Source organism: Novosphingobium profundi, from assembly GCF_020524485.1.
In the GTDB taxonomy this organism is placed as follows: Bacteria; Pseudomonadota; Alphaproteobacteria; order Sphingomonadales; family Sphingomonadaceae; genus Novosphingobium; species Novosphingobium profundi_A.
In genome coordinates this window covers 1,261,843-1,284,703 of sequence record NZ_JAIVLF010000001.1, presented here as the reverse complement: position 1 = coordinate 1,284,703, position 22,861 = coordinate 1,261,843, and the positions used below count along the sequence as shown (strand labels likewise).

At 65.9% G+C, this 22,861-nt stretch carries 20 protein-coding genes; 9 read left to right on the top strand and 11 right to left on the bottom strand.

The genetic code is table 11. From position 1 onward, the window contains the following. The first annotated feature begins 202 nt into the window (after positions 1 to 202). Positions 203 to 1,378 (top strand): acetyl-CoA C-acetyltransferase, encoded by a 1,176-nt coding sequence (locus LC060_RS05685; RefSeq protein ID WP_226633397.1) that lies wholly within the window; start codon positions 203 to 205, stop codon positions 1,376 to 1,378. Between the two features lie 14 nt (positions 1,379 to 1,392). Then, positions 1,393 to 2,175 carry an SDR family NAD(P)-dependent oxidoreductase gene (locus LC060_RS05680; RefSeq protein WP_226633396.1) on the top strand — a complete coding sequence of 261 codons (783 nt, stop codon included), beginning with the start codon at positions 1,393 to 1,395 and terminating at the stop codon, positions 2,173 to 2,175. Between the two features lie 26 nt (positions 2,176 to 2,201). Here LC060_RS05680 and LC060_RS05675 read toward each other — a convergent pair whose 3' ends face one another. The 3 genes from LC060_RS05675 to LC060_RS05665 all read right to left on the bottom strand — a co-directional run bounded on the left by LC060_RS05675 (position 2,202) and on the right by LC060_RS05665 (position 5,368). Then, positions 2,202 to 3,830: a long-chain-fatty-acid--CoA ligase gene (locus LC060_RS05675; RefSeq protein ID WP_226633395.1), complete on the bottom strand. Its 1,629-nt coding sequence runs from the start codon at positions 3,828 to 3,830 to the stop codon at positions 2,202 to 2,204. Positions 3,831 to 3,926: 96 nt separating this feature from the next. Beyond that, positions 3,927 to 4,583: a TetR family transcriptional regulator gene (locus LC060_RS05670; RefSeq protein ID WP_226633394.1), complete on the bottom strand. Its 657-nt coding sequence runs from the start codon at positions 4,581 to 4,583 to the stop codon at positions 3,927 to 3,929. Positions 4,584 to 4,639: 56 nt separating this feature from the next. After that, positions 4,640 to 5,368: a helix-turn-helix transcriptional regulator gene (locus LC060_RS05665; protein WP_226633393.1), complete on the bottom strand. Its 729-nt coding sequence runs from the start codon at positions 5,366 to 5,368 to the stop codon at positions 4,640 to 4,642. A 230-nt stretch (positions 5,369 to 5,598) separates the two neighbouring features. Between LC060_RS05665 and LC060_RS05660 the strand changes: the two genes are divergently transcribed. Both LC060_RS05660 and LC060_RS05655 read left to right on the top strand, forming a co-directional pair. Next, a complete protein-coding gene (locus tag LC060_RS05660) occupies positions 5,599 to 7,965 on the top strand; it encodes a TonB-dependent receptor (RefSeq protein ID WP_226633392.1) in 2,367 nt (788 codons plus the stop codon). Between the two features lie 11 nt (positions 7,966 to 7,976). Beyond that, positions 7,977 to 8,891, top strand: a complete 915-nt coding sequence (locus tag LC060_RS05655) for an oxygenase MpaB family protein (protein ID WP_226633391.1) — start codon at positions 7,977 to 7,979, stop codon at positions 8,889 to 8,891. A gap of 15 nt (positions 8,892 to 8,906) precedes the next feature. Here LC060_RS05655 and LC060_RS05650 read toward each other — a convergent pair whose 3' ends face one another. Further along, positions 8,907 to 10,976 carry a c-type cytochrome gene (locus LC060_RS05650; RefSeq protein WP_226633390.1) on the bottom strand — a complete coding sequence of 690 codons (2,070 nt, stop codon included), beginning with the start codon at positions 10,974 to 10,976 and terminating at the stop codon, positions 8,907 to 8,909. 192 nt (positions 10,977 to 11,168) lie between these two features. On the opposite strand from LC060_RS05650, the gene LC060_RS05645 reads away from it, so the two are divergent. Together LC060_RS05645 and LC060_RS05640 are read left to right on the top strand one after the other, a co-directional pair. After that, positions 11,169 to 12,128, top strand: a complete 960-nt coding sequence (locus LC060_RS05645; RefSeq protein ID WP_226633389.1) for an alpha/beta fold hydrolase — start codon at positions 11,169 to 11,171, stop codon at positions 12,126 to 12,128. Between the two features lie 273 nt (positions 12,129 to 12,401). Next, the gene (locus LC060_RS05640; RefSeq protein WP_226633388.1) at positions 12,402 to 13,253 is read left to right on the top strand and encodes a hypothetical protein; all 852 of its coding nucleotides are present in this window, start codon (positions 12,402 to 12,404) and stop codon (positions 13,251 to 13,253) included. 18 nt (positions 13,254 to 13,271) lie between these two features. Here the strand turns inward: LC060_RS05640 and LC060_RS05635 are convergent, their stop codons facing one another. The 6 genes from LC060_RS05635 to LC060_RS05610 form a co-directional block, all read right to left on the bottom strand. Next, positions 13,272 to 14,117 (bottom strand): hypothetical protein, encoded by an 846-nt coding sequence (locus LC060_RS05635; protein WP_226633387.1) that lies wholly within the window; start codon positions 14,115 to 14,117, stop codon positions 13,272 to 13,274. Between the two features lie 43 nt (positions 14,118 to 14,160). Beyond that, the gene (locus tag LC060_RS05630; protein WP_226633386.1) at positions 14,161 to 14,733 is read right to left on the bottom strand and encodes a hypothetical protein; all 573 of its coding nucleotides are present in this window, start codon (positions 14,731 to 14,733) and stop codon (positions 14,161 to 14,163) included. Next, positions 14,730 to 15,521 carry a DUF2092 domain-containing protein gene (locus tag LC060_RS05625; RefSeq protein ID WP_226633385.1) on the bottom strand — a complete coding sequence of 264 codons (792 nt, stop codon included), beginning with the start codon at positions 15,519 to 15,521 and terminating at the stop codon, positions 14,730 to 14,732. The genes LC060_RS05630 and LC060_RS05625 overlap by 4 nt, the downstream gene beginning before the upstream one ends. A 207-nt stretch (positions 15,522 to 15,728) precedes the next feature. Next, the gene (locus tag LC060_RS05620) at positions 15,729 to 16,565 is read right to left on the bottom strand and encodes a hypothetical protein (protein WP_226633384.1); all 837 of its coding nucleotides are present in this window, start codon (positions 16,563 to 16,565) and stop codon (positions 15,729 to 15,731) included. 135 nt (positions 16,566 to 16,700) lie between these two features. Continuing rightward, complete coding sequence (locus LC060_RS05615; protein ID WP_226633383.1) at positions 16,701 to 17,681, bottom strand: transporter; 981 nt, start codon at positions 17,679 to 17,681, stop codon at positions 16,701 to 16,703. Between the two features lie 107 nt (positions 17,682 to 17,788). Continuing rightward, positions 17,789 to 18,994, bottom strand: a complete 1,206-nt coding sequence (locus LC060_RS05610; protein ID WP_226633382.1) for a BamA/TamA family outer membrane protein — start codon at positions 18,992 to 18,994, stop codon at positions 17,789 to 17,791. A gap of 85 nt (positions 18,995 to 19,079) precedes the next feature. Here LC060_RS05610 and LC060_RS05605 point away from each other — a divergent pair, with 85 nt between their 5' ends. The 3 genes from LC060_RS05605 to LC060_RS05595 all read left to right on the top strand — a co-directional run bounded on the left by LC060_RS05605 (position 19,080) and on the right by LC060_RS05595 (position 22,224). Continuing rightward, positions 19,080 to 20,192 (top strand): porin family protein, encoded by a 1,113-nt coding sequence (locus tag LC060_RS05605; RefSeq protein ID WP_226633381.1) that lies wholly within the window; start codon positions 19,080 to 19,082, stop codon positions 20,190 to 20,192. A gap of 148 nt (positions 20,193 to 20,340) precedes the next feature. Continuing rightward, positions 20,341 to 21,276: a formylglycine-generating enzyme family protein gene (locus tag LC060_RS05600; RefSeq protein WP_226633637.1), complete on the top strand. Its 936-nt coding sequence runs from the start codon at positions 20,341 to 20,343 to the stop codon at positions 21,274 to 21,276. Between the two features lie 273 nt (positions 21,277 to 21,549). After that, positions 21,550 to 22,224 carry a sensor histidine kinase gene (locus LC060_RS05595; RefSeq protein ID WP_226633380.1) on the top strand — a complete coding sequence of 225 codons (675 nt, stop codon included), beginning with the start codon at positions 21,550 to 21,552 and terminating at the stop codon, positions 22,222 to 22,224. On the opposite strand, the gene LC060_RS05590 is transcribed toward LC060_RS05595, so the two are convergent. Further along, positions 22,211 to 22,861 carry a response regulator gene (locus LC060_RS05590; RefSeq protein WP_039387993.1) on the bottom strand — a complete coding sequence of 217 codons (651 nt, stop codon included), beginning with the start codon at positions 22,859 to 22,861 and terminating at the stop codon, positions 22,211 to 22,213. The genes LC060_RS05595 and LC060_RS05590 overlap by 14 nt on opposite strands.

Below are 22,861 nucleotides of genomic sequence, written 5' to 3'. Positions count from 1 at the left end.
CTTGCCATGGCACTCCTCTCCTCGTGTGAGTTCAACCACTCTGCGTGCCCCTTGGCAGGCCGGGAACTGGTCGGAACGCCTCCCATCGCGTCTGCCGCCGACGCTACCCTTCCAAAATTCATTGTTCAATTAATTAAATTCAATGGTACGATGCCACCGCGCCGGACCGAGACCGGCCAAGACTATCCGGGAGAGGGGAACAATGCCTGCCGAAACCGCCTATATCGTCGACGCGGTGCGAACCGCCGGAGGACGCCGCAAAGGAAAGCTCGCCGAGTGGCATCCCGCCGACATGGCCGGGGCCACGCTCGATGCGCTGGTCGCACGAACGGGCATGGACCCGCAGGGGATCGAGGACGTCATCATGGGCTGCGTGACGCAAGGGGGGGAGCAGTCGATGCACGTCGGGCGCAACGCAGTGCTGGCCTCCTCGCTGCCCGAAACGGTGCCCGCCGTCACCATCGACCGCCAGTGCGGGAGCAGCCAGCAGGCCCTGCACTTCGCCGCGCAGGCCGTGCTCTCGGGTACGCAGGACGTGGTCATCGCCGCCGGGGTCGAATCGATGACGCGCGTCCCCATGGGCTCAACGATGTCGCTCTTTGCCGAAGCGGGCCTGGGCATCCCCAAGTCGCCCCGCCAGGAGGAGCGCTACCCCGGCATCGTCTTCAGCCAGTTCAGCGGCGCTGAGGCAATGGCACGCAAGCACGGGTTCTCCAGGGACGACCTCGATATCTTCGCGCTCGAAAGTCACCGCAAGGCCATTGCCGCCACGAAGGCCGGACATTTCGAGGCCGAGATCGTGCCCCTTCCCATTGAAACGCCCGAAGGCCCCGAACTCCACCGACGCGACGAAGGCATCCGCTTCGATGCCACGCTGGAATCGATCCAGTCGGTCAAGCTGCTCGCCCCCGAAGGGGTTATCAGCGCGGCCAACGCCAGCCAGATCTGCGACGGTGCCTCGGCCGCGCTCATCGTCTCGGAGCGCGCGCTCAAGACCTTTGGTCTTACCCCGCTTGCGCGCATCCACAGCCTGACGGTCACCGCAGGCGACCCGGTAATCATGCTCGAGGAGCCGCTGTTTGCAACCGACCGCGCACTCGAAAGGGCCGGGCTCAAACTTGCGGACATTGACCTTTTTGAAGTGAACGAGGCCTTCGCCTCGGTCCCGCTCGCCTGGCTGCGCCATACCGGCGCCGATCCGGCAAAACTCAATGTCCATGGCGGGGCAATCGCGCTTGGCCACCCGCTCGGTGCCAGCGGAACGAAGCTCATGGCGACACTCGTCCACGCGCTGGGCACACATGGCAAGCGCTATGGCCTCCAGACCATGTGCGAAGGCGGGGGCATCGCCAACGTCACCATCATCGAGCGCCTCTGAACGGGAGAGCCCCCATGAAGATCGAAACCACAACCAGCGCCGTCATCACCGGCGGCGCTTCGGGCCTTGGCGAAGCAAGCGCGCGTGCTCTGGCCGCGCGCGGCGCGAAGGTCGCCATCTTCGACCTCCAGGCCGACAAGGGCGAGGCTCTGGCCCGCGAACTTGGCGGCACCTTCTGCCGGGTCGATGTGACCCGCGAGGAGGAGATTGCCGCTGGCTTCGCCGCCGCGCGGGCCGCCCACGGGCAGGAGCGAATCCTCATCAACTGCGCAGGCACAGGAAGCGCCTTCAAGACCGCCTCCCGCTCGCGCAAGGACGGGTCGATCAGCCACTTCCCGCTCGACGTCTTCCACAAGACCCTCGCGATCAACCTCATCGGAACCTTTGCCTGCATCGCCATGAGCGCCGCAGGGATGCTCACGCTCGATCCGATGGAGGAAGGTGAGCGCGGGGTGATCGTCAACACCGCCTCGGCGGCTGCCGAGGATGGTCAGGTCGGCCAGGCCGCCTATTCGGCCTCCAAGGCGGGCATCGTCGGCATGACCCTGCCGATTGCCCGTGACCTCATGGGCGAGGGCATACGGGTCAATTCCATCCTGCCCGGCCTGTTCGATACACCGCTGATGAACGCCGCGCCTGCCCTTGTTCTCGATGCCCTCGCGGCCTCGGTGCCGTTCCCCAAGCGCCTTGGCGATCCGGCCGAATTCGCCGCGCTCGCGCTGTGCATGGTGGAGACGACCTACTTCAACGCGGCGGCCGTGCGGCTCGATGGCGCTATCCGCATGCCGCCGCGCTGAAGCTGGTAAACCGCGCGAACGCCGCGTCAGTTGACGCCGCGTTCGCGCCCTTCCCAATAGGGATCGCGCAGCTTGCGGCGCATCACCTTGCCCGAAGGCGTGCGCGGCAGGCTGTCCACGAAGTCGACCGATTTGGGGACCTTGTGCCCACCGATCCGCGTGCGTGCGAAGGCAAGGATATCGGTGTCCTGCGCCTCTGCCCCCGGCTTCAGAACCACCACCGCCTTGACCGCCTCGCCCCAACGCGCGTCGGGCACGCCGATCACGGCCACTTCGGCAATCGCCGGGTGGCCGTAGATCGCGTTCTCGACCTCGGCCGGATAGACGTTCTCGGCCCCGGTGCAGATCATGTCCTTGAAGCGGTCGCAGATATAGAGATAGCCGTCCTCATCGAGATAACCCGCATCGCCGGTCTTGAGCCAGCCTTCGCCATCGAGGACCTGCGCCGTCTTGTCCGCCGCATGCCAATAGCCCAGCATGTTGGCGACCGAGCGGGTCTCCACTTCGCCCACCTCGCGCACGCCGAGCGCGCCGCGCGTAGAGGGATCGACAATACGTAGCTCCACGCCCGGCATCGGCAGGCCCGCTGCGCGCATCCGCTCGTTCCCCGCCGGGTCATGGTCTTCAGGCGGCAGGTAGACCACGGTCCCGCAGGTTTCGGTCATGCCATATTGCTGCACGAACTCGCAGGCAAAGACCTCGGTCGCCTCGCGCAGGAGATCGAGCGCGATGGGACTGGCGCCGTAGAGCATCGTGCGCAGCTGCGGAAAGGTCCGCTCGCGGATACCGGGACGGGTCAACAGGATCTGGATCGCGGTGGGCACCAGGAAGGTCTTGCTAACCCCCTCCCCGGCCAGCGCGGCGATGAAGGCATCGGGCAGGAACTCGGCGTGGATGAGCGTCGTCGCGCCATTGAAGAAGCCGACGATCGCCCAGCCCACCCCGCCAATGTGGCCAAGCGGCAGCGCGACAAGGTTGACGTCCCCCTCATCCCATTCGTTCCAGCGCATCCCGGCACGCATCGCATCGCGCCGCCCGGAGAGGATATTGGCATGGCTGAGCACCACGCCCTTGGGCTCGCCGGTCGTGCCCGAGGTGTAGAGCTGGAGTGCTGCGCTAGCCGGATCGACTTCGGGCAAGGTGCCGGAGGCGCCCGCCTGCCTTCGCCAGTCCTCGAACAGGCGGCACGAGCTTCCCGGTGCCATCGCGATGCAGCCTTCGGGCCCACCATAGGCTGCGAAGCTATCGAGATGGGCAAACTGGTCTGCCTCGAGGAACAGCAGGCGCGGCGCGCAATGCGCCAGGATCGCTTCGGCTTCGGGAACGGCCAGACGCCATTGCAGCGGCACCAGGACCGCGCCGAGGCGCGCGGCTCCGAACAAGAGTTCGAAGAAACGATCACTGCCCTTGCCGATGAAGGCCACCCTGTCCCCGGCGTTCACGCCCTCAGCCGCCAGCGCATGGGCGACCTCGGTCGCGCGTCGGTCCAGCTCGCGCCAGGACGTGATCCGCGCACCGAAGCGCATGGCCGCCCTGTCGGGGCGATCCTGCGCGAAATAGGCCGGGATATCTCCCAGCCGCGGCATGCGCTCGAAGTCGATGGCCTGCGCCTTTCCGGCAGGTACACCGCTTCGGTGAGTTCGGACGTCTCCCATCGTCGTTCCCCTGTCCCGTTATCGTTCCGGACGTCTTACCTATCGACTCTCCATCAAATTAATTACTCAATTAAAAAACGTCACGCAAGGCTGCTGTCAGAGCATCACGCTTTCCAGAAGGATCCCAGCGACATGCTCGCTGTAGCGGCAGCGCAGGTCGTCATCGATATCCTCCACACCGAAGGCGAACTTGAGCGAATGGCGCGCATTGAACAGGTGGTCGCACGAGCCGATCACCGAGAAATAAAACATCATCGGGTCAATTGGACGAAACAGCCCCTCACGCTCACCCTGCTCGAGAATACGGCGCTGCGCATCGGCCAGGGTCAGGGTGAAACGCTCGGCAATGAACCGTGCGGCCTCCGAATCGCTTTCGAGCGAAAGCGCGGCCACGAGCCGATTCATGTAGGGGTAGCGCCAATAGGTCTTGATCACACCGAATACATGGTGGCGCAGCTTCTGATCCGCGGGCATGTCCGCGCTCACCAGCGCCTCCAGGTTGCCGAACGTGCCGCCCGCATCGCGCTCCAGCAGAGCCATGAAAAGGCCCGCCTTGCTGCCGAAATGGTAGCGGATCAGCGCCGCGTTGAGCCCCGAATGTTCGGCGATGTCGGCAAAGGTCACGTCGGCCGAGTTGCGCTCGACCATGAGGCTGCTCGTGGCATCGAGCAACAGATCCGCCGTCGAGGCCTTCGCGCCCTTCTTGCGCCGTCCGGGCGAGCGCTTCCTCGCGCCTGCTTCACCAACTGCCACTCAAACCTCCCTTGCGCCTGCCCCTGCAGGCCGATGTCGGACAGGACTACCGCGCGTCATAGCCGCGTGGACACGTAGCCCAGTTCAATCGCCCGCTGCGCCGTGCGCAGCCGACCGTTCTCTTCCAGCTTGGCGCTGGCCTTCTTCATGTGAAACCGCACGGTGGGCGTCGCGAGCCCGAGAATCGTTGCGATTTCGCTGTCGGTCTTCCCCGCCGCCACCAGCTTGAGGCATTGCACCTCGCGCCGGGTGAGCGCGCACAAGTCGATCTCGGGCGCGCCATGCGCGAGGGTGTCGCAGGCCGAGATGAAGCGCGCGGCCAGCCCGTGGAGCCGGAGGGCATGCGCCTCGAACAGGGGGCGCACATCCACGCCTTCCCCGTCGCTCGCCCAGACCACCGCACCCAGCGTGCTGCGCGGCAGACGTACCGGCGCGATGATCGCGCTGCGCACAGCATAGTTCACGCTGCGCCCCAGTTCTTCCAGACGGGGCGTCACCTTGACCGGGCGCCAGCTGCCCACGGCTCCGTCCATGTAGTAGAAGGGATCGCCCAGGTTGCGGATCAGCGCCACCATGGCGTTGCGCAGCGCCAGATCGCCCTTCTTCCAGTATCCGGCCGCGGGGCGGGTGAAATCGAACAGGCTCGCAACCGGTTCGCCGCGCTCGTCCAGCGTGGGCCGCGCCGAACTGATATCGGCACAGGTCGCGACGAGCGGCAGCCCGAGGGACCGCCCTTCCTCGCGCAATTGGAGCGCCAGTTGTGCCAGTTCGCTGTTACCCGCCATACCCCTATCAGATCCGATAGCTTCCGCTTCGGAAGTACAGAATGTAATTATGCAAGTAAACAAAATAAGGCCAAACCCCACAAAGGGGAGGCAGGAGAGGGGAACGAGAGATGCGCAGAACAGCACTGGCCAGCAGCACGGCGTGGATGGCGATCGGAGCCGCCTTCCTGCCCCTTCAGGCAGCCCGGGCTCAGGACGAAGCCGCAAGACCAATGAGGGCCGAGCCCAGCATGCCCGAAATCATCGTCACCGCCCAGCGCAAAAGCGAAAGCATCTACGAGGTACCGCTGGCCGTGCAGGCGCTGGGGCAGGATACACTGGAAGACCTGCGCATTGACGACGTCAACGCGCTGGCGACGGCGGTCCCGGGCCTGAGCGTTGCGCCCGCCTATTCGGGCGTGCCGATCTTCACCCTGCGCGGCATCGGCTTCAACACGGTCAATATCACCGCGACCTCGACAGTCGGCATCTACCAGGACGAACTGGCCTACCCCTACCCCTCGATGGCCGGAGGTCCGATCTTCGACCTTGAACGCGTCGAGGTGCTCAAGGGCCCCCAGGGCACACTCTATGGGCGCAACACGACCGCGGGCCTGATCGACTTCATCACTGCCAAGCCCTTGCTGGGTACGACCTCGGGACGAGTCCAGGCCGAGTTCGGCAACTACCAGACGTATAACCTGGAGGGGATGCTCAACCTGCCGCTTGGCGATATCGCAGCGCTGCGTGTTTCGGGCCGCTGGGAGAACAGCGACAAGGGCTGGCAGGTGGACCAGCTGCGCGGGGATCGCCTTGGCGAGAAGGACCGTCTGGCCGGGCGCGCCTCGCTGCTTATCGAGCCGGGAGACGACTTCTCGGCCTTTCTGTCGGTCTCGGGCTGGCGCGACCGTTCGGACACGCAGGCGGGCCAAGCTATCAGCCTCAACCTTACCAACCGCCTCTCGCTGGCCGCGCCATCGTTCGGGCCGGGTGATGCCAACGTGCCGGGCCTGCTCGACTACCTCGACACCTACCAGCCGAACAAGGCCAGCCAGGCTGGGTTCAATACCACACAGCAGCTTTCGCAGACCCTGGGCCTTGCCCCGGGCATCGGTGCGCCAAAGGCCGACAGCGATTTCATTTCGGCCCAGCTGCGGCTGACCTGGAGCCCCAACGACCGCCTCAGCTTCATCTCGATCTCGGGCTACAACGACTTCTCGCGAAATGACGTGGTCGACTTCTCGGGCGCGCCCTACGAGATCATCGCCACGCGCTACGACGCCGGGATCAAGTCGTTTCAGCAGGAGTTCCGGGCCGAGATCGACGGGGATGGCTTCGACCTCACCCTCGGCGGGTATTACGCCCACGACAAGATGCACGAGAGCACGGTCTTCCTCATCGGGGAGAACTCCTCGGTGCGCTACCTGCGTCTCGCCACGCTCGGCCTCATGGCCGATCCTGTAGCCAATGCGATCTTCAATACCTCGGGCTATACCCCGGCGGACGTCGTCAATGCGTTCCGGGCTGGCGGGGGCGGAGCGCGCTCGAAGTCGGAGACGATGAGCGCCTTCATGAACGGCGAAGTCGAACTGACCTCGCAGCTCACGATGTCGGGCGGCATGCGTGTGGGGATCGACAAGACCGAACTCAACGGGTGCTCCATCGACGTCAACGGCAACTACCTGCCCATCGTCAACACGGCCGCACGCGCGATCATCTTCCAGACCTATGGCGTCATCGCCCCCGAGGTCGTGAAGAACGGCTGCACGACCTACGATCCGGTCACCAACACCGACCACGAGGTCTATTCGCGGCTCAACGAGAGCAATTTCTCCGGCCGCCTTGCGCTGCAGTACGAGCCCAATGCCGACACCCTGCTCTTCGCCTCGGTCGCGCGCGGGATCAAGTCGGGCAATATCCCCATCGTCCCGGCCAACCGCGCGGTGCAGTTCACACCGGCGACGCAGGAGAAACTCACCGCTTACGAGATCGGCGCGCGCCTGGGCTTCTGGGGCCACCGCGCGCAAGTCAATGTGACGGGCTTCTACTACGACTACACCGACAAGCAGTTCAGCTCCTACGTGCCCGATCCCACCTTCGGCGCGCTGCAGAGGCTGGTGAACATACCCAAGTCCCGCGCCTGGGGCATCGACGGCGAAATCGTGCTCCAGCCGATCAACGAACTGACCCTGACCTGGAACGCGACCTACCTCGACACCAAGGTCAAGAACTACACCGGCGCCAACGCGGCCGGGATCCCGACCGACTTCACCGGCGCGAACTTTTCCTTTGCACCCAAGTTCTCGACCAGCGGAACCGCGCTCGTGGTCGTGCCGGTGTCGACCAACTTCGATTTCCGCGCCAGCCTCAATGCCAGCTACCAGTCCAAGACCCACTCCGACTTCGGCGAGGATCCGCTCTTCGCGATCAAGGACTATTTCCTGCTGAACGGCAGCATCGGCGTGCAAAGCGCGGACGGAAACTGGGGCCTCTCGCTCTGGGCACGCAACCTTACCAACACCTATTACTGGACCAGCGTGGTCGACAACCAGAACCTCAACGTGCGCTTCGCAGGCATGCCGCGCACCTATGGCCTTACCCTGTCCTACGGCTTCTGAAGGAGACACAGATGGCCCTCACGCAGACAGCTTCCGCTTCCGCCTCCTCCGCCAACGCGGGGCCCGGCGCGAAGCCCGCCCCTCGTCCCGCCATCGACTTTGCCAGGCCGGCGCGGGCTCCGGCCTGGTACGAGCCGGACTCGGTGGCCTGGCAGGTCTACAAGAACCCGGTCTCGCTGTTCATCGGGGGGATCACGGCGGTCCTCCTGGAACTGGGCGAGCCCAGGGTGCGCGAAGGGGTCTGGGGGCATTCGATCTTCCCCAAGGACCCGATCACACGCCTTCGCCGCACCGGGCTCGCCACCCATGTCAGCGTCTATGCGCCGCGCGAGGTGGCGAGCAAGCTGATCGGCGGGGTCGTACGCATGCACGAGAAGGTGCGCGGCACCACGCCCGACGGGGAGCCCTACCACGCCAACGACCCGGTCCTGCTCGACTGGGTTCAGGCCACCGTCGGCTATGGCTTCATGGAGGCCTATGCGAAATGGTGCCGCCCGCTCAGCGACGAACAACGCGACCGCTTCTACGCCGAGAGCAAGCCCATCGCAGGGTTGTTTGGGGCGACCGGAGCCCCGCTGAGCCTCGCCGAGCAGAAGGCCTGTTTCGAAGACATGCGTCCGCGGATCGTGGCCCATTCGATCGTCTTCGAATTCCTCTCGATCATGGAGCGCACGCCGGCCGTTCCCACGCCCTTGCGCCCGTTCCAGCGCATGATGATCCGCGCCGCAATCGCCACGCTACCCGAATGGACGCAGCGCCAACTGGGCCTCACCGACAGGCACTTCCGCCTTGCCGGTTGGGAGCGCCGGGTGATCCGCGCGCTGGGCGCCCTGTTCGAGCGGATCCCCTTGCGCAGCGCTCCTCCGGCGCAGGCGTGCCTGCGCCTTGGCCTTCCGGCAAACTGGCTCTACCGGCGCCGAGCCTGACGCAGCGGTTCGCGCCTAGCGCTCTTGCCCCTGACGGCGCACGTGCTCGGCGACGGCGCGGATATGGTCACGGCTAAGGCCCGAGGCCATTTCCTGCATCTTGCCCGTGGTCATGGCCGTGACGATGCGCTCCAGCGGATAGGTCGCCAGCGTCTTGACCGAGGGCGCGCCTGAACTGGCCGCGCTGTGGCAGCTGGCGCAGCGCGCGCCATAGACGGCCTTGCCCACGCTTGCATCCGATCCCGCCTTGACCTCGCGCACCGGGGCATCGGCGAAGCGGGGTGTCGTGGCCGTACGCCTGCCGAAGGCCTGCAAGCGGTCGGTCCCCACGATCACCATGCCATCAACCACGGCCGGTTCGTTGTACTTGCCCGAAGTGTAAAGCGCATTGCCACTGTTCCAGAGCGGCGTCAGCGTTGCCGCGTCGAAGGCGTGGAGCCGGGCCCCGGGCGCGTCGGGCTGGTAGATGTCGACGCTGCGCGGGACATTGGTGTCGAGCACCCAGACCACGCCGCCCTTGCCCTCATGGCTCGAGACGACAGGGGCGCCCGGGTTCTGCAAGGTCACCGTCATCTCGCGCGCATCGACACGCAGGAACGGCGCCTTGCCAGCCTGTGCCACGACGCGGGCGCGCACCAGGCTGGGCGGGACATTAGTGCCAAAGTCCTCCCCCTCCTTCGCGCTTCCGGCGTAGTAGAGATAGTGCGCCCCCTGCGCGCTGCGAAAGTGGGCAAGGACACTGCGGCTCTTGGCCGAGTTGCCCATGCCGATGCTGTCCGAATAGGGGCCGAAGATCAGCGTGGGCCCGCGCGATCCGAACGCGGGCTGGTCTTCAGGCGCCAGCAGCGAAGGATCGGAAGCCGGGTCCTCGCTACAGGCCGGACGGCGCGTGGTGCCCCCCGGCATGTGGTCGCGATCAAGGAGGAAGGCGAGCCCCTGCTTCGCCGCGCCCAGGCCCAGCAGGCGGTGCGAAGTTGCACGCCCGGGCTCCAGATCGAAGGCCACCGCTCCACTGCTCGCAATGTCGATGTCCGAGGCCGCCGTCTGGCAGTAGTTGAAGGGCGAGAAGGTTCCGGCAAGGACCAGCCCCTTGTCCGCGGTGTCGCGGAACTGGAGGATCGACTGCCCCCAGGCGTGATCAACGTCCGGGTAGACCCCGGCAATGCCGCCCTTGTTGAGCGCGTTTAGGACGCTCGCCCCCGAGGCGATGTAGATGCGCCCTTCCGGGTCGATGGCCGGTCCCGAGGCGCCCCACATGCCGCCCTGCTCCATCGTTTCACTCGGCATCGAGGAGAAGGCACTGGAAATCGCCGGTTGTCCGCGGCCCTCGCCTTCGCGCGCCGTGTCGACCGAGACGAGGAAGCCCTGCATGTCCGGCCCGAAGGCGACGTAGAGCTTTTCTCCGTCTTCGCTCAGCGCCAGCGCGCCGCGCTGGAAGTAGATCTGCCCTTCGACGAAATGCGAGGTCCCATTGCGGTTTACATCATCGGTCACGGTGCGCGCGCTGACCTCCAGCGGCCAGCCGGGCAGTTCCTCGCCGCTGCGCAGATCGAGCGCGTGGATGTCCCAGATCCAGTCGCCCCGGCAGCTGGTCACGTAGAGACGCCCGGCCTCGCGGTCGATCACGGGGGTGGCGAGGTTGCCCATCTGGCCGTCCTGGCACGGACTGGATGTCAGTCGGCGCTTCCACAGGATCGCGCCCGCCTCGACGCCCGCCTGGCTCCCGGCGTGGATCGCATAGGCATAGCCCGTGCTGGTGACCGCATAGGCCAGCGCGAGGCGCTTTGCGGCAAACGCGCCCTCGGTGAAATCCAGATCGCCAATGTAGAGTGGCGAGGCGAAAAGGCGCGCGGGCTTCGCGCCAAAACCATCGAGCTTGGGCGACTGCCAGATCTGGCCGAAGTCGGACGCCGTGACACTCTGGGGATCCAGAGCCGGTTCGCGGTCGGTCCAGCCCTCGCGCCCGGGAGAGACGTGATAGGTGAGCTTTTCGGCCGCGCCCGAGGGCGCCTTCTGCGCGCCCGCATTCGCCATCGCGACGCCAGCCAGGGCCAGGAACCCAGCCCCCAGCATCGCTTTGCTCATCGTCCGTGCCATTTCGCTTCCCCTGCCTGCCGTGCGCCGTGTTCGCGCAGCCTAGGATAGATGCGCCGGAACAAGGCCCGACGCTTGCCACTTCTCGGCACGCGGATAGGCACCGTGCGGCCGCTCGACCCGGCATCCACTTGTGGGGAGCCTGCCCGACCATCCCACACACCGTACGAGGAAATGCCCGCCATGGTCACGCGTCGAACACTGAACGGTCTCATCGGCGGTGCCTGTGCCCTGGCCTCGACAGGAGGGTTCACCACACGCGCCATGGCCAGTTCCGCTTCCGACATCGCTTTCGCTCCGCCTCCGCCCGACATCTGGGACAGCCATGGCTGGGTACGCCGCGCCGGTGGCCGGTTGCACTATGCAACGCTCGGCACGCTAGGTGACCAGCCCCCGGTCGTGCTCCTTCACAAGCTGGGGGGCTGGGTTGCGGATTGGCGCGGGGTTGCGCCAGTGCTTGCCAGGGACCGCATGGTCATTGCCATCGACCTGCCCGGACACGGTGCCTCGACCTGGGACGGCACGCCGCCCGAGGTCCAGAGCGTACACGAAACCGCGATGCTCGTGCGCGGGGCGTTGGAGGAGCTGGGCCGCGAGATGGGCTTTGCGAAGGTCCACCTTGCCGGGACCTCGCTCGGCGGATGCGTGGCGGTCGCGCTTGCCTCGCTGTGCCCGCAGATAGTGGAGCGCCTTGCCCTTCCTTCCTGCGTTCTGGGCACCGCCCGCACCTGGGAGGAGGTCATGGAGAAGGAAGCTGGTCAGGCCGGAATGTTCACCCCCGAAGGCGATCCCCTCCCCAGCCCCGCCGCGCTGTCCAAGGCCGTCTTCCACCTCGACGATGCGCCGCGTATCGCCGCCGAACAGAACACCAGCCGCCGCCTTGCCGGACGCTGGATCCGCCCGCAGGAGCGCGGCGTCGCGCTCACGGATTTTCCCACCCTCATGCGCCAGGTCGAGGCCCCTACGCTGCTACTCTATGGTGAACGCGACACCTTCTTCCTGATCTATCGCGAAGAGGCCGAAGCCCAGCTTCGCGATGTACGCTCGGTGATCCTTCCCAAAGCCAGCGGCTTTCCCGTGCAGGACCAGCCCGCCGCCACGGGCGCGGCGCTGGCGGCCTTCCTGGCAGGCCCGGCGGGCTGACGCGCGTCCCCTCTCCTGCCTTTCCCGTACCGCTCTGGGGCCCCTGCACAATGCCCCGGTATGGCAAGAGGCGACCGCATTGCAACGACTTGCCCGGGAGGCGAGCGGCGCTCGGGTGCGTGAGGAATGTGCCCACAGCCTGCAATTTGCGGGATCACCCCGAGTTGGACTTGGGAGAAACCCCGATGAGCCATCCCGTCCCCTGACGCTAGAGTGCCCCTTCGCCGCAGGGCGTGCGGCAGGGGCGCAATCGGGCGCCGGGAGGACGATGAAATGGATCACGACGTGCAGCCAGGGGGCCGCCGCGCCCGACGTGCCGCAGCCCTCGCAGGCGCGCTGCTGACCTCGGCGCTGTGGCAGGTGCCGGCCCAGGCCCAGACGCTGGCCGACGATTACTGGATCAACCTCCAAGCCTATTACCCCAAGGTCGACACCAAGGTGCGGGCCACCGCCAACACGCAGAGCGCCATCGGCACCGACATCGACATGGAGCGCGATCTCGCGCTCGACCGTAACGAGGTCGTCCCCGCCGTCTCGCTGGGCTCGCGCCTGGGCAAGGTGATCGTGGGTGCCGACTTCTTCCGCCTCGAACGCAGCGGCGAGATCGGGATCGCGCGCGACATCGTCTTCGACGGCACCACCTATCCCGCATCGGCCAGTATCGGCAGCAGCTTCGAGAGCGACGTCTACCGCTTCACGGTGGGCTATGCCTTCGTCCAGAAGCCCGATCTGGAGATCGGCGCTGCCCTGGGCCTCCACGCCACGGACTTTCGCATCTCGCTGTCGGGCGAGGCGGTGATCGGAAACGATGCCGTGCAGGCGACCACCCGGGTCAAGAAGGTCTTCGCGCCGCTGCCTACGGTCGGCCTGTTCGGCACCTGGCAGGTGGCGCCGCGCCTCGAGGCCAGCGGCCGGGTGGATTATCTCTCGCTCAAGATCAAGGACTACGACGGCAAGCTCGTCAACGTGCAGGCCGGGCTCAACTACCGCGTTCTCGACCACCTCGCGCTGGGAGTGGCCTACCGCTATGTGGACTACCGTCTGGGTATCGAGAAGGACGCCTGGAACGGGCGCGTGCGCTACAAGATGAACGGCCCGGCGCTCGTCCTCCAGGCCTCGTTCTGAACCGAACGGGACGAGAGCTCAGGGGCGTTCCATCAGCTTGAGGAGCGGCACGCAGACCAGACCCGAGACGATGGCCGCGAGCGCAATCGCGGCAGGTGCCTGGGCCGCGTGCGGAAAACTGTGCGTCGCGATGGCGATGGCCGCGCCCGGGTGGCGCGAGGCGGCCGCCAAGGCCAGCGCCTTGCGGTTGCCCACCTCCTTGCCGCCCAGCATGTAGCCCGCGAGCACCCCTGCCACGACCGCCAGCGCCAGGACCACCAGCGTGCCCTGCCCGACAACGTGCGAAATCGCCGGGATAAGCCCTGCGGATAGTCCCACCACGCCCAGCAGCAGCAGAATGGTCCCTGCCCGGCTCGCCTTGCTCCCGACCTTGTCGACATGCGGGCCCAGCAGCGGCCGCGCGATCAGGCCCAGCACCAGCGGGATCAGAACCGTCACGACCAGAGGCGCGGCCACGCTCATCGGGGTCAGGCTATGGGCATGGGCCTTGAGCAGCGCAGCGGCGACCGGCATGCCCCAGGGGGCAATCAGGATCGAGGCGAAGGTCGCCATGACGAGGAGACCTGTCGCATAGCCCGCACTCGCCCCCATCTTGAGCTGCTTGGCCGGCAGGATCGGCGGCAGGGGCGAAAAGGCGATAGCGACAAGCGCGACCTTGACGTCCGGCGAGATGTCGAGCCACCCCGCCAGGACGATGGCAACGGCAGGAACGACGAGGTACATGGCGGCCAGCGCGCCCAGCCCCTCGCGCCAGTGCACCACCATGTAGCCCAGGTCCGCGAAGCGGGCCCGCAACGCCAGCGCGAAGACCATCAGCATGATGCTGAAAGCCAGCGCCAGCTTGAGCACGAACAGAAGGCTCATCGCGTTCCCCTACTGCGCCTGTCGGCCTTCGCGCCGCGAGTGATCAGCGTGGCGGATTGACCACGACGTACTGCACCGAAGAGCCCGCGTACTGGGGCTGGTACCAGGTGTTCCCGCATTGCGAGTAGCTGATGCCGTTCACAATCACCGTGCTGCAGTTGGGCGGAACGCTGCGCACGATCGAGCCGACTACGGCCGCCGTGACCGCGACGGTGGCCGCGGTTCGCACCGGGTGCCAGTGATCGTCCCAGCTGTCCCAGTGGTCGTGATGATGGTGGCCGCCGTGGTGGCTGTTGTTCTCGTAGTGATTGATGGTCACGTGCGAGCTGCCGCGCGCGGGGGGACGGTGCCCATGGCTGGGGCGATTGTGGCTTGGCCTGTTGTGGTTGGGGCGCCCGGCATTGGGCCGGTTGCCTCCCCCGTGGCTCGGCCGTCCACGGGGCGGCGCCATGAGCGCGGCCTGTCCCGGCGCCTCGCGGACGGCCTCCGGAAGCGGCGTGGCCATGTGCACGCCGCGCGACGCGGCATCGACCGCAAGCGCAGGGAGCGGCACAGCGGCCAGAGCGATGGACAGCGTGCCGAAAGCCAGCACGCGCATGGGGTCACGAGAGGTCATTGCGCCGTCTCCTCGGCTTCGGGAACTTCGCTGATCGCGATGGGCGTGGCACCCGCGGGCGGCGTGAAGGCCAGTTCGGCCGCACTGACCGGGGTGGTGGTATCCCAGGTCAGGACCGCCGTGTACTGGGGCATCGCGGCATCGTCGCGGTTGGTGATGACCAGCTTGCAGGGAAGCGGCCGGGGCCCCTGGTCGATCCAGACCTGCCAGTCGACGCGCTGCTGGCGAAACGCATAGTGCATGCACGTGCGGGAGCCGATGGTCTCGGGACGAATGACCATTGCGCCAAGGATCCGGCTGCGCATGGTCTGGTCGGTCCCCCAGATGAACAGATCCGCCAGCGGCACTTCCAGACCGAACTCGGTACGCGCCTTGTCGATGGTCTGGCCGATCGTCGGCGGGGCATCGAACGTGGCGTAGTAGTTCAGCTTGGGCGCGAAGAGACTGAAGCTCTTGCCGTCGTAGAACATCTCGCGGGTCTGAGTGTCGGCCGTGCTGACGACGCGGAAGGCATCGGGCCGGTGCACCTTGACCTCGACATGGGCGCCGAACTGGATTTTCTGCCCGGCCTCGAGCACGATTTCGCTCGTCGCTTCGGAGGTCACGGTGAAGCTGGCCAGCTGCTGGAGCGAGGCGCTCATCTCATCGAGGGCGGCCATCGCGGCCGGATCGATCGGATTGTCGGGGACTTCGGCGTCCGCGTCCTCCTGCGCGCCGGCCATGTGCGGAGCACCGACCGCCAGACAGGCCAGCGCAAGCGCTACGTGTCGCAAGTTCGCTTTGAACATAGACGTACATCCTTCCTCATACCGGGCGAACGCCCCGGACAGGCCCGGGATCGTGCGCGGTCCGCCCCTTTTGCCGGATCGTGTTCCAGTCCAACGACTATCGCCGCGCCCGCGCCCTCTCCCCATCGGGAAAACTCCTGAGTGCCCGGAGGTCTGACCCTTGCCGCGCCATCCCTTCCCGGCCCGTCACCTCCCGGCCAATCGGGATCATTGGGGAAACAGGAAGGTGGCGACGAAGCGGGCGCCCCAGTTCGGGCCGCCTTCGGGCCGCTCGGCGTAGTAGCGCGCACCCACCGCCAGACTGATCGGCTGCTTGCCGACCGAGTAGACATGGCTCACCACGAAGTTGATCGGCACCGTCCAGGTGTCACGCTTCCAGTCGCGCGTGGTCTCGGTGTTGATCGTGAAAGCGGTGGAATCGGGCAGTGTCTTGGTCACGAAGGGCTGGATGAAGGTGGCACTGACGCCCGGCTCGATGGAATCGCCCGCAAAGGACCAGATGTGGTTGGCAAGGAGGCCGTAGGTCATGCCCCCGCCCTGCTTGAGCACGACGGCGGTCGGCCCCGCGCCCCATTTCTCGGCCGAGAACCCGGTCTTCCCGGTGGGGTAGAGGATCGCCGGTCCGACACCCCAGACCAGCCCGTTCTTCGCCTCCTTGGGCGAGAGAAAGAAGCTCTGCACCACATCGCCAAGGCCGCTCATCCCCCCCGCGCCTTGCACCGTCTCGCCCTGGGTGATGATAGGCACGATGGTACGGGTGATGAGGTTCCAGTCCTCCCCGACCGAGAAGGGGATGACCGGCTGCACGTTCACGGTAAGCCGGTCCCCGTCGGCAGGGCCGTAGCAGCAGTCGTAATTGAACTGGAGGGGCACCGAGATGAGGTTGGCGACTGGATTGGCGAGCTGCTCGGCGAGCCCCGCGCTCGAACTCTGTTCGGCCGGCGCATCGCCCGTCACCGAAACCGCCTCGTCCTCCTGCGCCTGGGCGAGCGGCGCCGCCAGCATCAGAAACACGCTGCTCGCAACGGATATGGCTCGTCTCATGTCGAAATTTCTCCTGGCAGTGGCTTTGCCTCGCGCATCCTCCCGGAAGCGCCAGCGTGCGGGTATCGGGATTAACCCGCAGTCCCCAAGGGCCCTGCGGACGCGCCATCACAGCACGGCGCGTCCCCGGCTGCGTCAGCCCGCAGGCATGTTCATGTGGATCGGCACCGTGAAATCGAGCCAGAAGGAGGTCCCTTCGAGACGGTTGGTCGTGTCGATCTCCTCCATGATCCGGCCCCGGAATGTGGCCGGAACGCCAGCCATCATCACCGTCGTCGCGGCGGTCGCGCCCACCGCGACGACTTCCCCCCGGAAGGGGCCCAGCATGCCGCGGTCATCGCTGACCTGCTTCTGGTAATAGCCCTGGACGCCCAGCGAGAACTTAGGCGAAAGCGTCTTCTCGATGGCGCCCTCGATGTGGATTTCATCGCCGCTGTCATAGCCGGAATCGCGGTTGTCGCCGTTTGCCGTGTACCCGGCCTTGGCGCTGAGATCCCAGCCGCTTTCCGGGTCGTGCCAACTCAGGGCGAGCGAGCCATCGACGGCCCAGCGGTGCAGCGAGAGGTTGGCAAGGCCGCTCTCGCGGTAGTGGCCGATCGGCACGTTGGTCATCGTCGAGACCTGGATGTGCAGCTTGTCCGCCTGCCACCCCAGTTGCGTCAGGACCACCGGGTCTCCGGTGGTGAGCGCGCTATCGTGGAGAGAGCCTGTCAGCGTCGTCCCGCCCGCCGGTCCCGTCAGAAGCCCCTCGGCATCGATGATCGGCGCACCCAGCGGCATGGTAAGGCCCACCGCCAGCGTTCCGCCCAGGAAATTGGTCGAAGGCACCGCAAGCAGGGTGGTGAAGTCGGCAACGATCGTGGTGTCGAGACCCAGCGTGATATTGCCATTGACCGGAATGCGACGGTTCGCCTCGGCCGAGCCGTCATAGACCCAGACCATCTTGTCGAAATAGACCCCTTCGAGCGGGGGCATCACCGCGGTCCCGGGGCCACCCGATCCCAGCAGGTAGAGCGAAGCTCCGCTCTCGGTCGCCTCGGCGCCCGGAGCTCCGAGCGCAAGGCCCGCCATCCCCAGGACGAGGGCCAGAGGCCGGTGACATGCCCACTTCATCATACGATCTCTCCACTCCTATGGGATCGTGGGTAGCCTAGGATGCCAGGCCCGGCGGCGAATCCGGATTTACCCGCAGGCACGGCGTGGATCGTTCCCCCCACGCGCGCCTAGAACGCCTCGCCGATGCCGAAGTAGTAGGCCGCGCCGTCCTTGCCCCAGGCCACGTCGAAGCGCAGGTTCACGTTGTTGGCCTTCGATGCGAGGTAACGCAGACCCGCCCCGCCCGAAGCCAGCGTATGGCTGTGCTTCCAGATATCCCCGCTCGATGCGGCAATGCCGCCGACACCGGCGAAGCCGACCACGCCCAGCTTTGGGGTGAGGCGCTGGCGCACCTCCAGCTGGAAGGCCCAGGTGGCCCCGTCGCGGTAACGCCCCGCCTCGTAGCCGCGCAGATCCCCGTTCTTGCCGAACATGCACAGGTCGTAGAACGGCGCATTGCCCTTCACCGCGCAGGCCGTCTTGCGCACGGCCAGCACCGTAGTGTCGGTGAGCGAGAAGTAGCCGGTCGACAGCAACTCCAGCTTGCGATGTTCAAAATCGCTGCCGAGAAAGTCGGCACCGAACATCCAGGTTCCTGTTACGAGGACCCCCTTGCTGGGGTTGAAGGGATGGTTGCGGGTATCGAACGTGAAGGAGGGGCCTATGGCCGCAACCGTACTGCGCCGCTCGATGGAGGGCAGGTTCAGGTCGGGGCGGTTGGGTGTCGGGATGCCGATGCTCGAGCGAATGCGCAGGTAACTCACGCGCGCGCCGACATGCAGGTTGGAAAGCAGACCCTTGTCGAAAAGCCGGGCCTCGCCATCAAGATAGGCCGAAGTGCCCCGGTTGCGCAGGTCGACCGAAACCCCCGCATCCCCGGCATTGGGACCGATACCGTAGAAATTAAGCCGGGCATCGCCATAGCCGCCCATCGCCGCAACCCGGAACCGGTCCTGACCAAAGGACATCTGGTGGTAGAAGCCTGCCCCCCAGGTATCAGTGCTGGTATACCCGGCTCCGACACCTGTCACCCAGGGCGTCGGCTCGTCCTTCGGGTTGTAATAGAGCACCCCCGTCAAAGCGAGACCGGTGCCGAGTGCCGGATTGGAGACGGGGATCGGCGCGATAAGCAAGTCCTTGCCAAATCGAACCTTTCCTCCCTCTTCGGGGTCTTGTGGTGCCCCCTCCTCATCCATCGCCTGCAGCGTATCCGCCTGCGTGTCGATCTCCCTGGCGAGGTCTGCGGACTGCGCCCGCAGCGGGGCCGACAGAACCAGCGCCCCGGCCAGAGCGACGCCCGTCCCCAGAAATCGTACCTGCCGCCCTGTCCTCATCACGCTCCCCGCACCGTAGTGGTCGCGGGTAGACTAGCCCGGCCTCAAGCGAGGCAGCCATCAGGTGTTCCCCCATGGCTGGGACATGTCATCCCGCTCCGGTTCGGGCGCGCATGCAGCCGCCTCGGGATTTCCCCCGATGGCCGCAGATGCCTGTACCCGCCATGCTCGGACCATGTTGCACCGCATTGCGCTCGTCTCGCTCGCCGCCTACCTGGTCGGCGCACCGCTTCCCGCTCTGGCGCAGGGCCTGGACGAGGGCGCTGTCGGCCCGGCCGCCCCCACCGACGAATTCGAGGCTGAAGCCCGCGCCGCGTCCGAAGCCGAGGCGATCCCCCGGGTCGAAGAGGAAAGCGCACCGCACGAGCCGCGCCGCCGACTCTTCCCCCTGGGCGGCAACGCAGCGCGGGCACGGGGCTACCGCATCCCCGAGCCCTATGGCCTGGGCATGCTGATGGTATGGAACACGACCAACTTCAATTCGCACGACCTCTCGGCCGCCGTGGCGAAGGGAGCGGCCCCGGAGCCGGATGCAAACATGCTCCCCCTGCCCTCGGTCACCACAAGCCGGCTCGAGGGCGACAACCGCATGCTCGGCTTCAAGGCCGATCTATGGGTCTTTCCAGGCGTCAACGTCTTCGCTTCGATAGGCAAGGTGCGCGGCACCAACCGCATCGACATCGACATCGACGCCGATGCCGTCATCCCATTTCCCTTCTGCCGCCCCGCCCGCCCGTGCGGCACGGTGCATCTTCCGGTCGAGACCAAGGTCAACAACACCACCGTCACGCTGGGCACCCTGCTCGTCTACGGCAACGAACACTGGTTCGCGCTCGGCTCGATCGCAAAGACCGTGAGCATTTCCTCCAAGGAGCGCTCCGACGTCAAATCAACCAACCTCGGCCTGCGGGCCGGGCCCCGCTTCCGCCTAGGCGAAGACACCTATTTCGCCCCCTATGTCGGAGGAAACTACTTCGACCTCGACACCACCGTTCGCGGCGTCGTGGACAGCGGCCCGGTCTTCGAGGATGGCGAGGCGCTGTACCTGCGCTACGAGGTCGGGATGAAGACGAGCCACCCGTACGCGCTGGTGACGGGGTTCAACTTCGAGCTCAATCGCCACCTCTCGCTGCAGGCGGAAATCCAGGCAGGCGCCACTTCGACGCGCGTGCTCGCGACCACCGGGGTGCGCTTCTGAGCAAGAATGCACACTCAGGGTTTATACCGATACCGACCTTCAGGTAATCCCGATATCTCCTGAACCGATGGCCGTGCATTGTCCGACTAATGCACGCGTCCGGAGGAGGGATCAGGTGGATCAGAGCACAAGCCCCGATCTGAAAGAGATGGTTCGGTTGGAAGGTGGGACGTTCTGGATGGGCTCGGACGAGCACTATCCCGAAGAAGCGCCTGCCCACCGGGTTCAGGTCGATGCGTTCTGGATGGATGCAACTCCGGTCACCAACCGTGAATTCCGCCGCTTCGTCGAGGCAACCGGGCACGTGACCTTCGCCGAGATTCCGCCCGACCCAGCGGACTATCCGGGCGCCCTGCCCGAACTGCTCTACCCCGCCTCGCTGGTGTTCGAAGCGCCCCGCCGGCCCGTTTCGCTCCGCGACATCTCGCAGTGGTGGGATTACAGGCCCGCCGCAAACTGGAAACAACCGCTGGGCGAAGGCTCCGACCTGGAAGGTCTAGAGGATCACCCGGTCGTACACATCGCCTACGAGGACGCATGTGCCTTTGCCAGATGGGCTGGCAAGGACCTGCCGACCGAGGCCGAGTGGGAATTCGCCGCCCGCGGCGGTCTCGACCGCGCAGAATTCGCCTGGGGCGATGAGCTCCTTCCCGGCGGCATTGCCCAGGCCAACACCTGGCAGGGCGCGTTTCCCAACGAGAATACGCTGCTTGACGGCTACCTGCGCACGTCACCCGTGCGCACCTACCCCGCCAATCCATACGGAATATATGACCTGATAGGGAATGTCTGGGAGTGGACCAGCGACTTCTACTCGCAAAGCCATCAGGGGCACGCCGAAAAAGAAGGTTGCTGCGCGCCGCGCAACCCGCTCGGAGGCCCACAGGAAGAAAGCTACGATCCGGCCATGCCCGGCATCCGGATCGCGCGAAAGGTCCTGAAGGGAGGCTCGCACCTGTGCGCCCCCAATTACTGCCGGCGCTACCGCCCTGCCGCCCGGCACGCCCAGCCGATCGACACCTCCACCAGCCATGTCGGCTTTCGCTGCGTCGTGCGCGGCGCGCCGGGAGGCGATGGTGAATAGGGGGTAGACCCGAGATTAATTTGCCATTAATACTAGAATTCGATTGTATAAATGATCCCCATGTGAAAACAAAATAAACATAAAAATACAAATGTTACAAAAATAAGAATTCACACATCCGCAAACCCTTTGGATCGCGCTTCGGATGAAAGGGGACTTATGCATTCTGTAGCAACGAAAGCTGTCAATCCTGGACAAGGCGTCCTGCGCGCCTTCGAACGGAAAGCGAGTGCTTCAGACCTGAAGGGGGAGAGAGGCGCCCATCTCGACGTCTTGCGGGCTCGCAACGACGAGCGCCGTCAGATCGCGCGCGAATTGCACGACATCACCGCCCAGTTGTTGCTCGAACTCCAGTTCGAGCTGGCCTGTTCCGATCAACAGGGCGGCAACTGGTCCGGCGGCAGTGCGCGCGAGATCGTCGCCCGCCTGCAGGACCAGATGCGCTGCCTGACCTACATGCTGCATCCGCCCGAGCTGGAAAAGTACGGCCTCGACGGTGCGCTGGAGGCCTTGGCCCTTGGCATGTCCGCCCGGACCGGGATCGACATCCGCTTCAAGGTGCGTGGCTACCGTGACGGTTTCCCGCCGGAAATGGAGCTGGCGGTCCTGCGCATCGCCCAGGAAGCGCTGATGAACGTGTTCAAGCACAGCCGTTCGGATCGTGCCGAGATCCGGCTTCATTGCACCTGCAACTGGCTGTGCCTGCGCGTGCGCGACTTCGGCGTGGGCAACAAGAACCGCAAGGCCATTGTCTCGGGCCTGGGCGTGGGCCTTCGCGGCATGGCCGCACGCATGTCCGAAGTGGGCGGCGAAGTCCGGGTTTCCCCCCTTGAGCGCGGGACCGCGGTTACGGCGGTGGTGCGCAGCCCGCTGGGCATCTGCAACGAGATGACCTGCCCCAAGTCCTGCCCGGGCCCTTCGGCCCGGTGGCGCTTCAAGGCTCGATGATATTGTTGCGCACCGCGTACCGTACGAGGTCCGCGGTGCTTTTGAGGTCGAGCTTGCGCATGGCCGCGGCGCGGTGCGTTTCGACCGTCTTGATCGAGAGCTCCAGGATCGCCGCGATCTCCTTGTTCAAACGCCCTTCCGCAATCAGCTGAACGATCTCGCGCTCACGCGGGGTAAGTGCGGTAGCCGAAGCCTCGCGCGCGGCCATCTCCACGAAGCGATCGAGCAGGGTCTGCGAGACATTCCCCGAAAAGTAGGGCCTGCGCAGCGAAAGCGCTTCCACCGCGGCCAGAAGGTGCTTGCTGGCCTCCGATTTCAGGAGATAGCCTCTGGCACCGGCGGTCAGCAGTTCGGCGAGAACGTCCTCGCGGTCGTGCATGGTGAAGACCAGCACCTCGGTCCGGGGAAGCTCCTTCTTGATCGCACGGGTCAATTCCAGTCCGTTCATCATCGGCAGCGAATAGTCGATGATGGCGATATCGGGCCGCACCGAGCGCACCACTTCCAGCGCCTCGCGGCCATCGCCCGCTTCGCCCACCACACGCCAGTCGGGATGCGAGGAGATGACTGAGCGCACCCCCAGGCGGATGGCCTCATGGTCGTCGGCCAGAACGATACGGCGCACAGGACTGCTCAT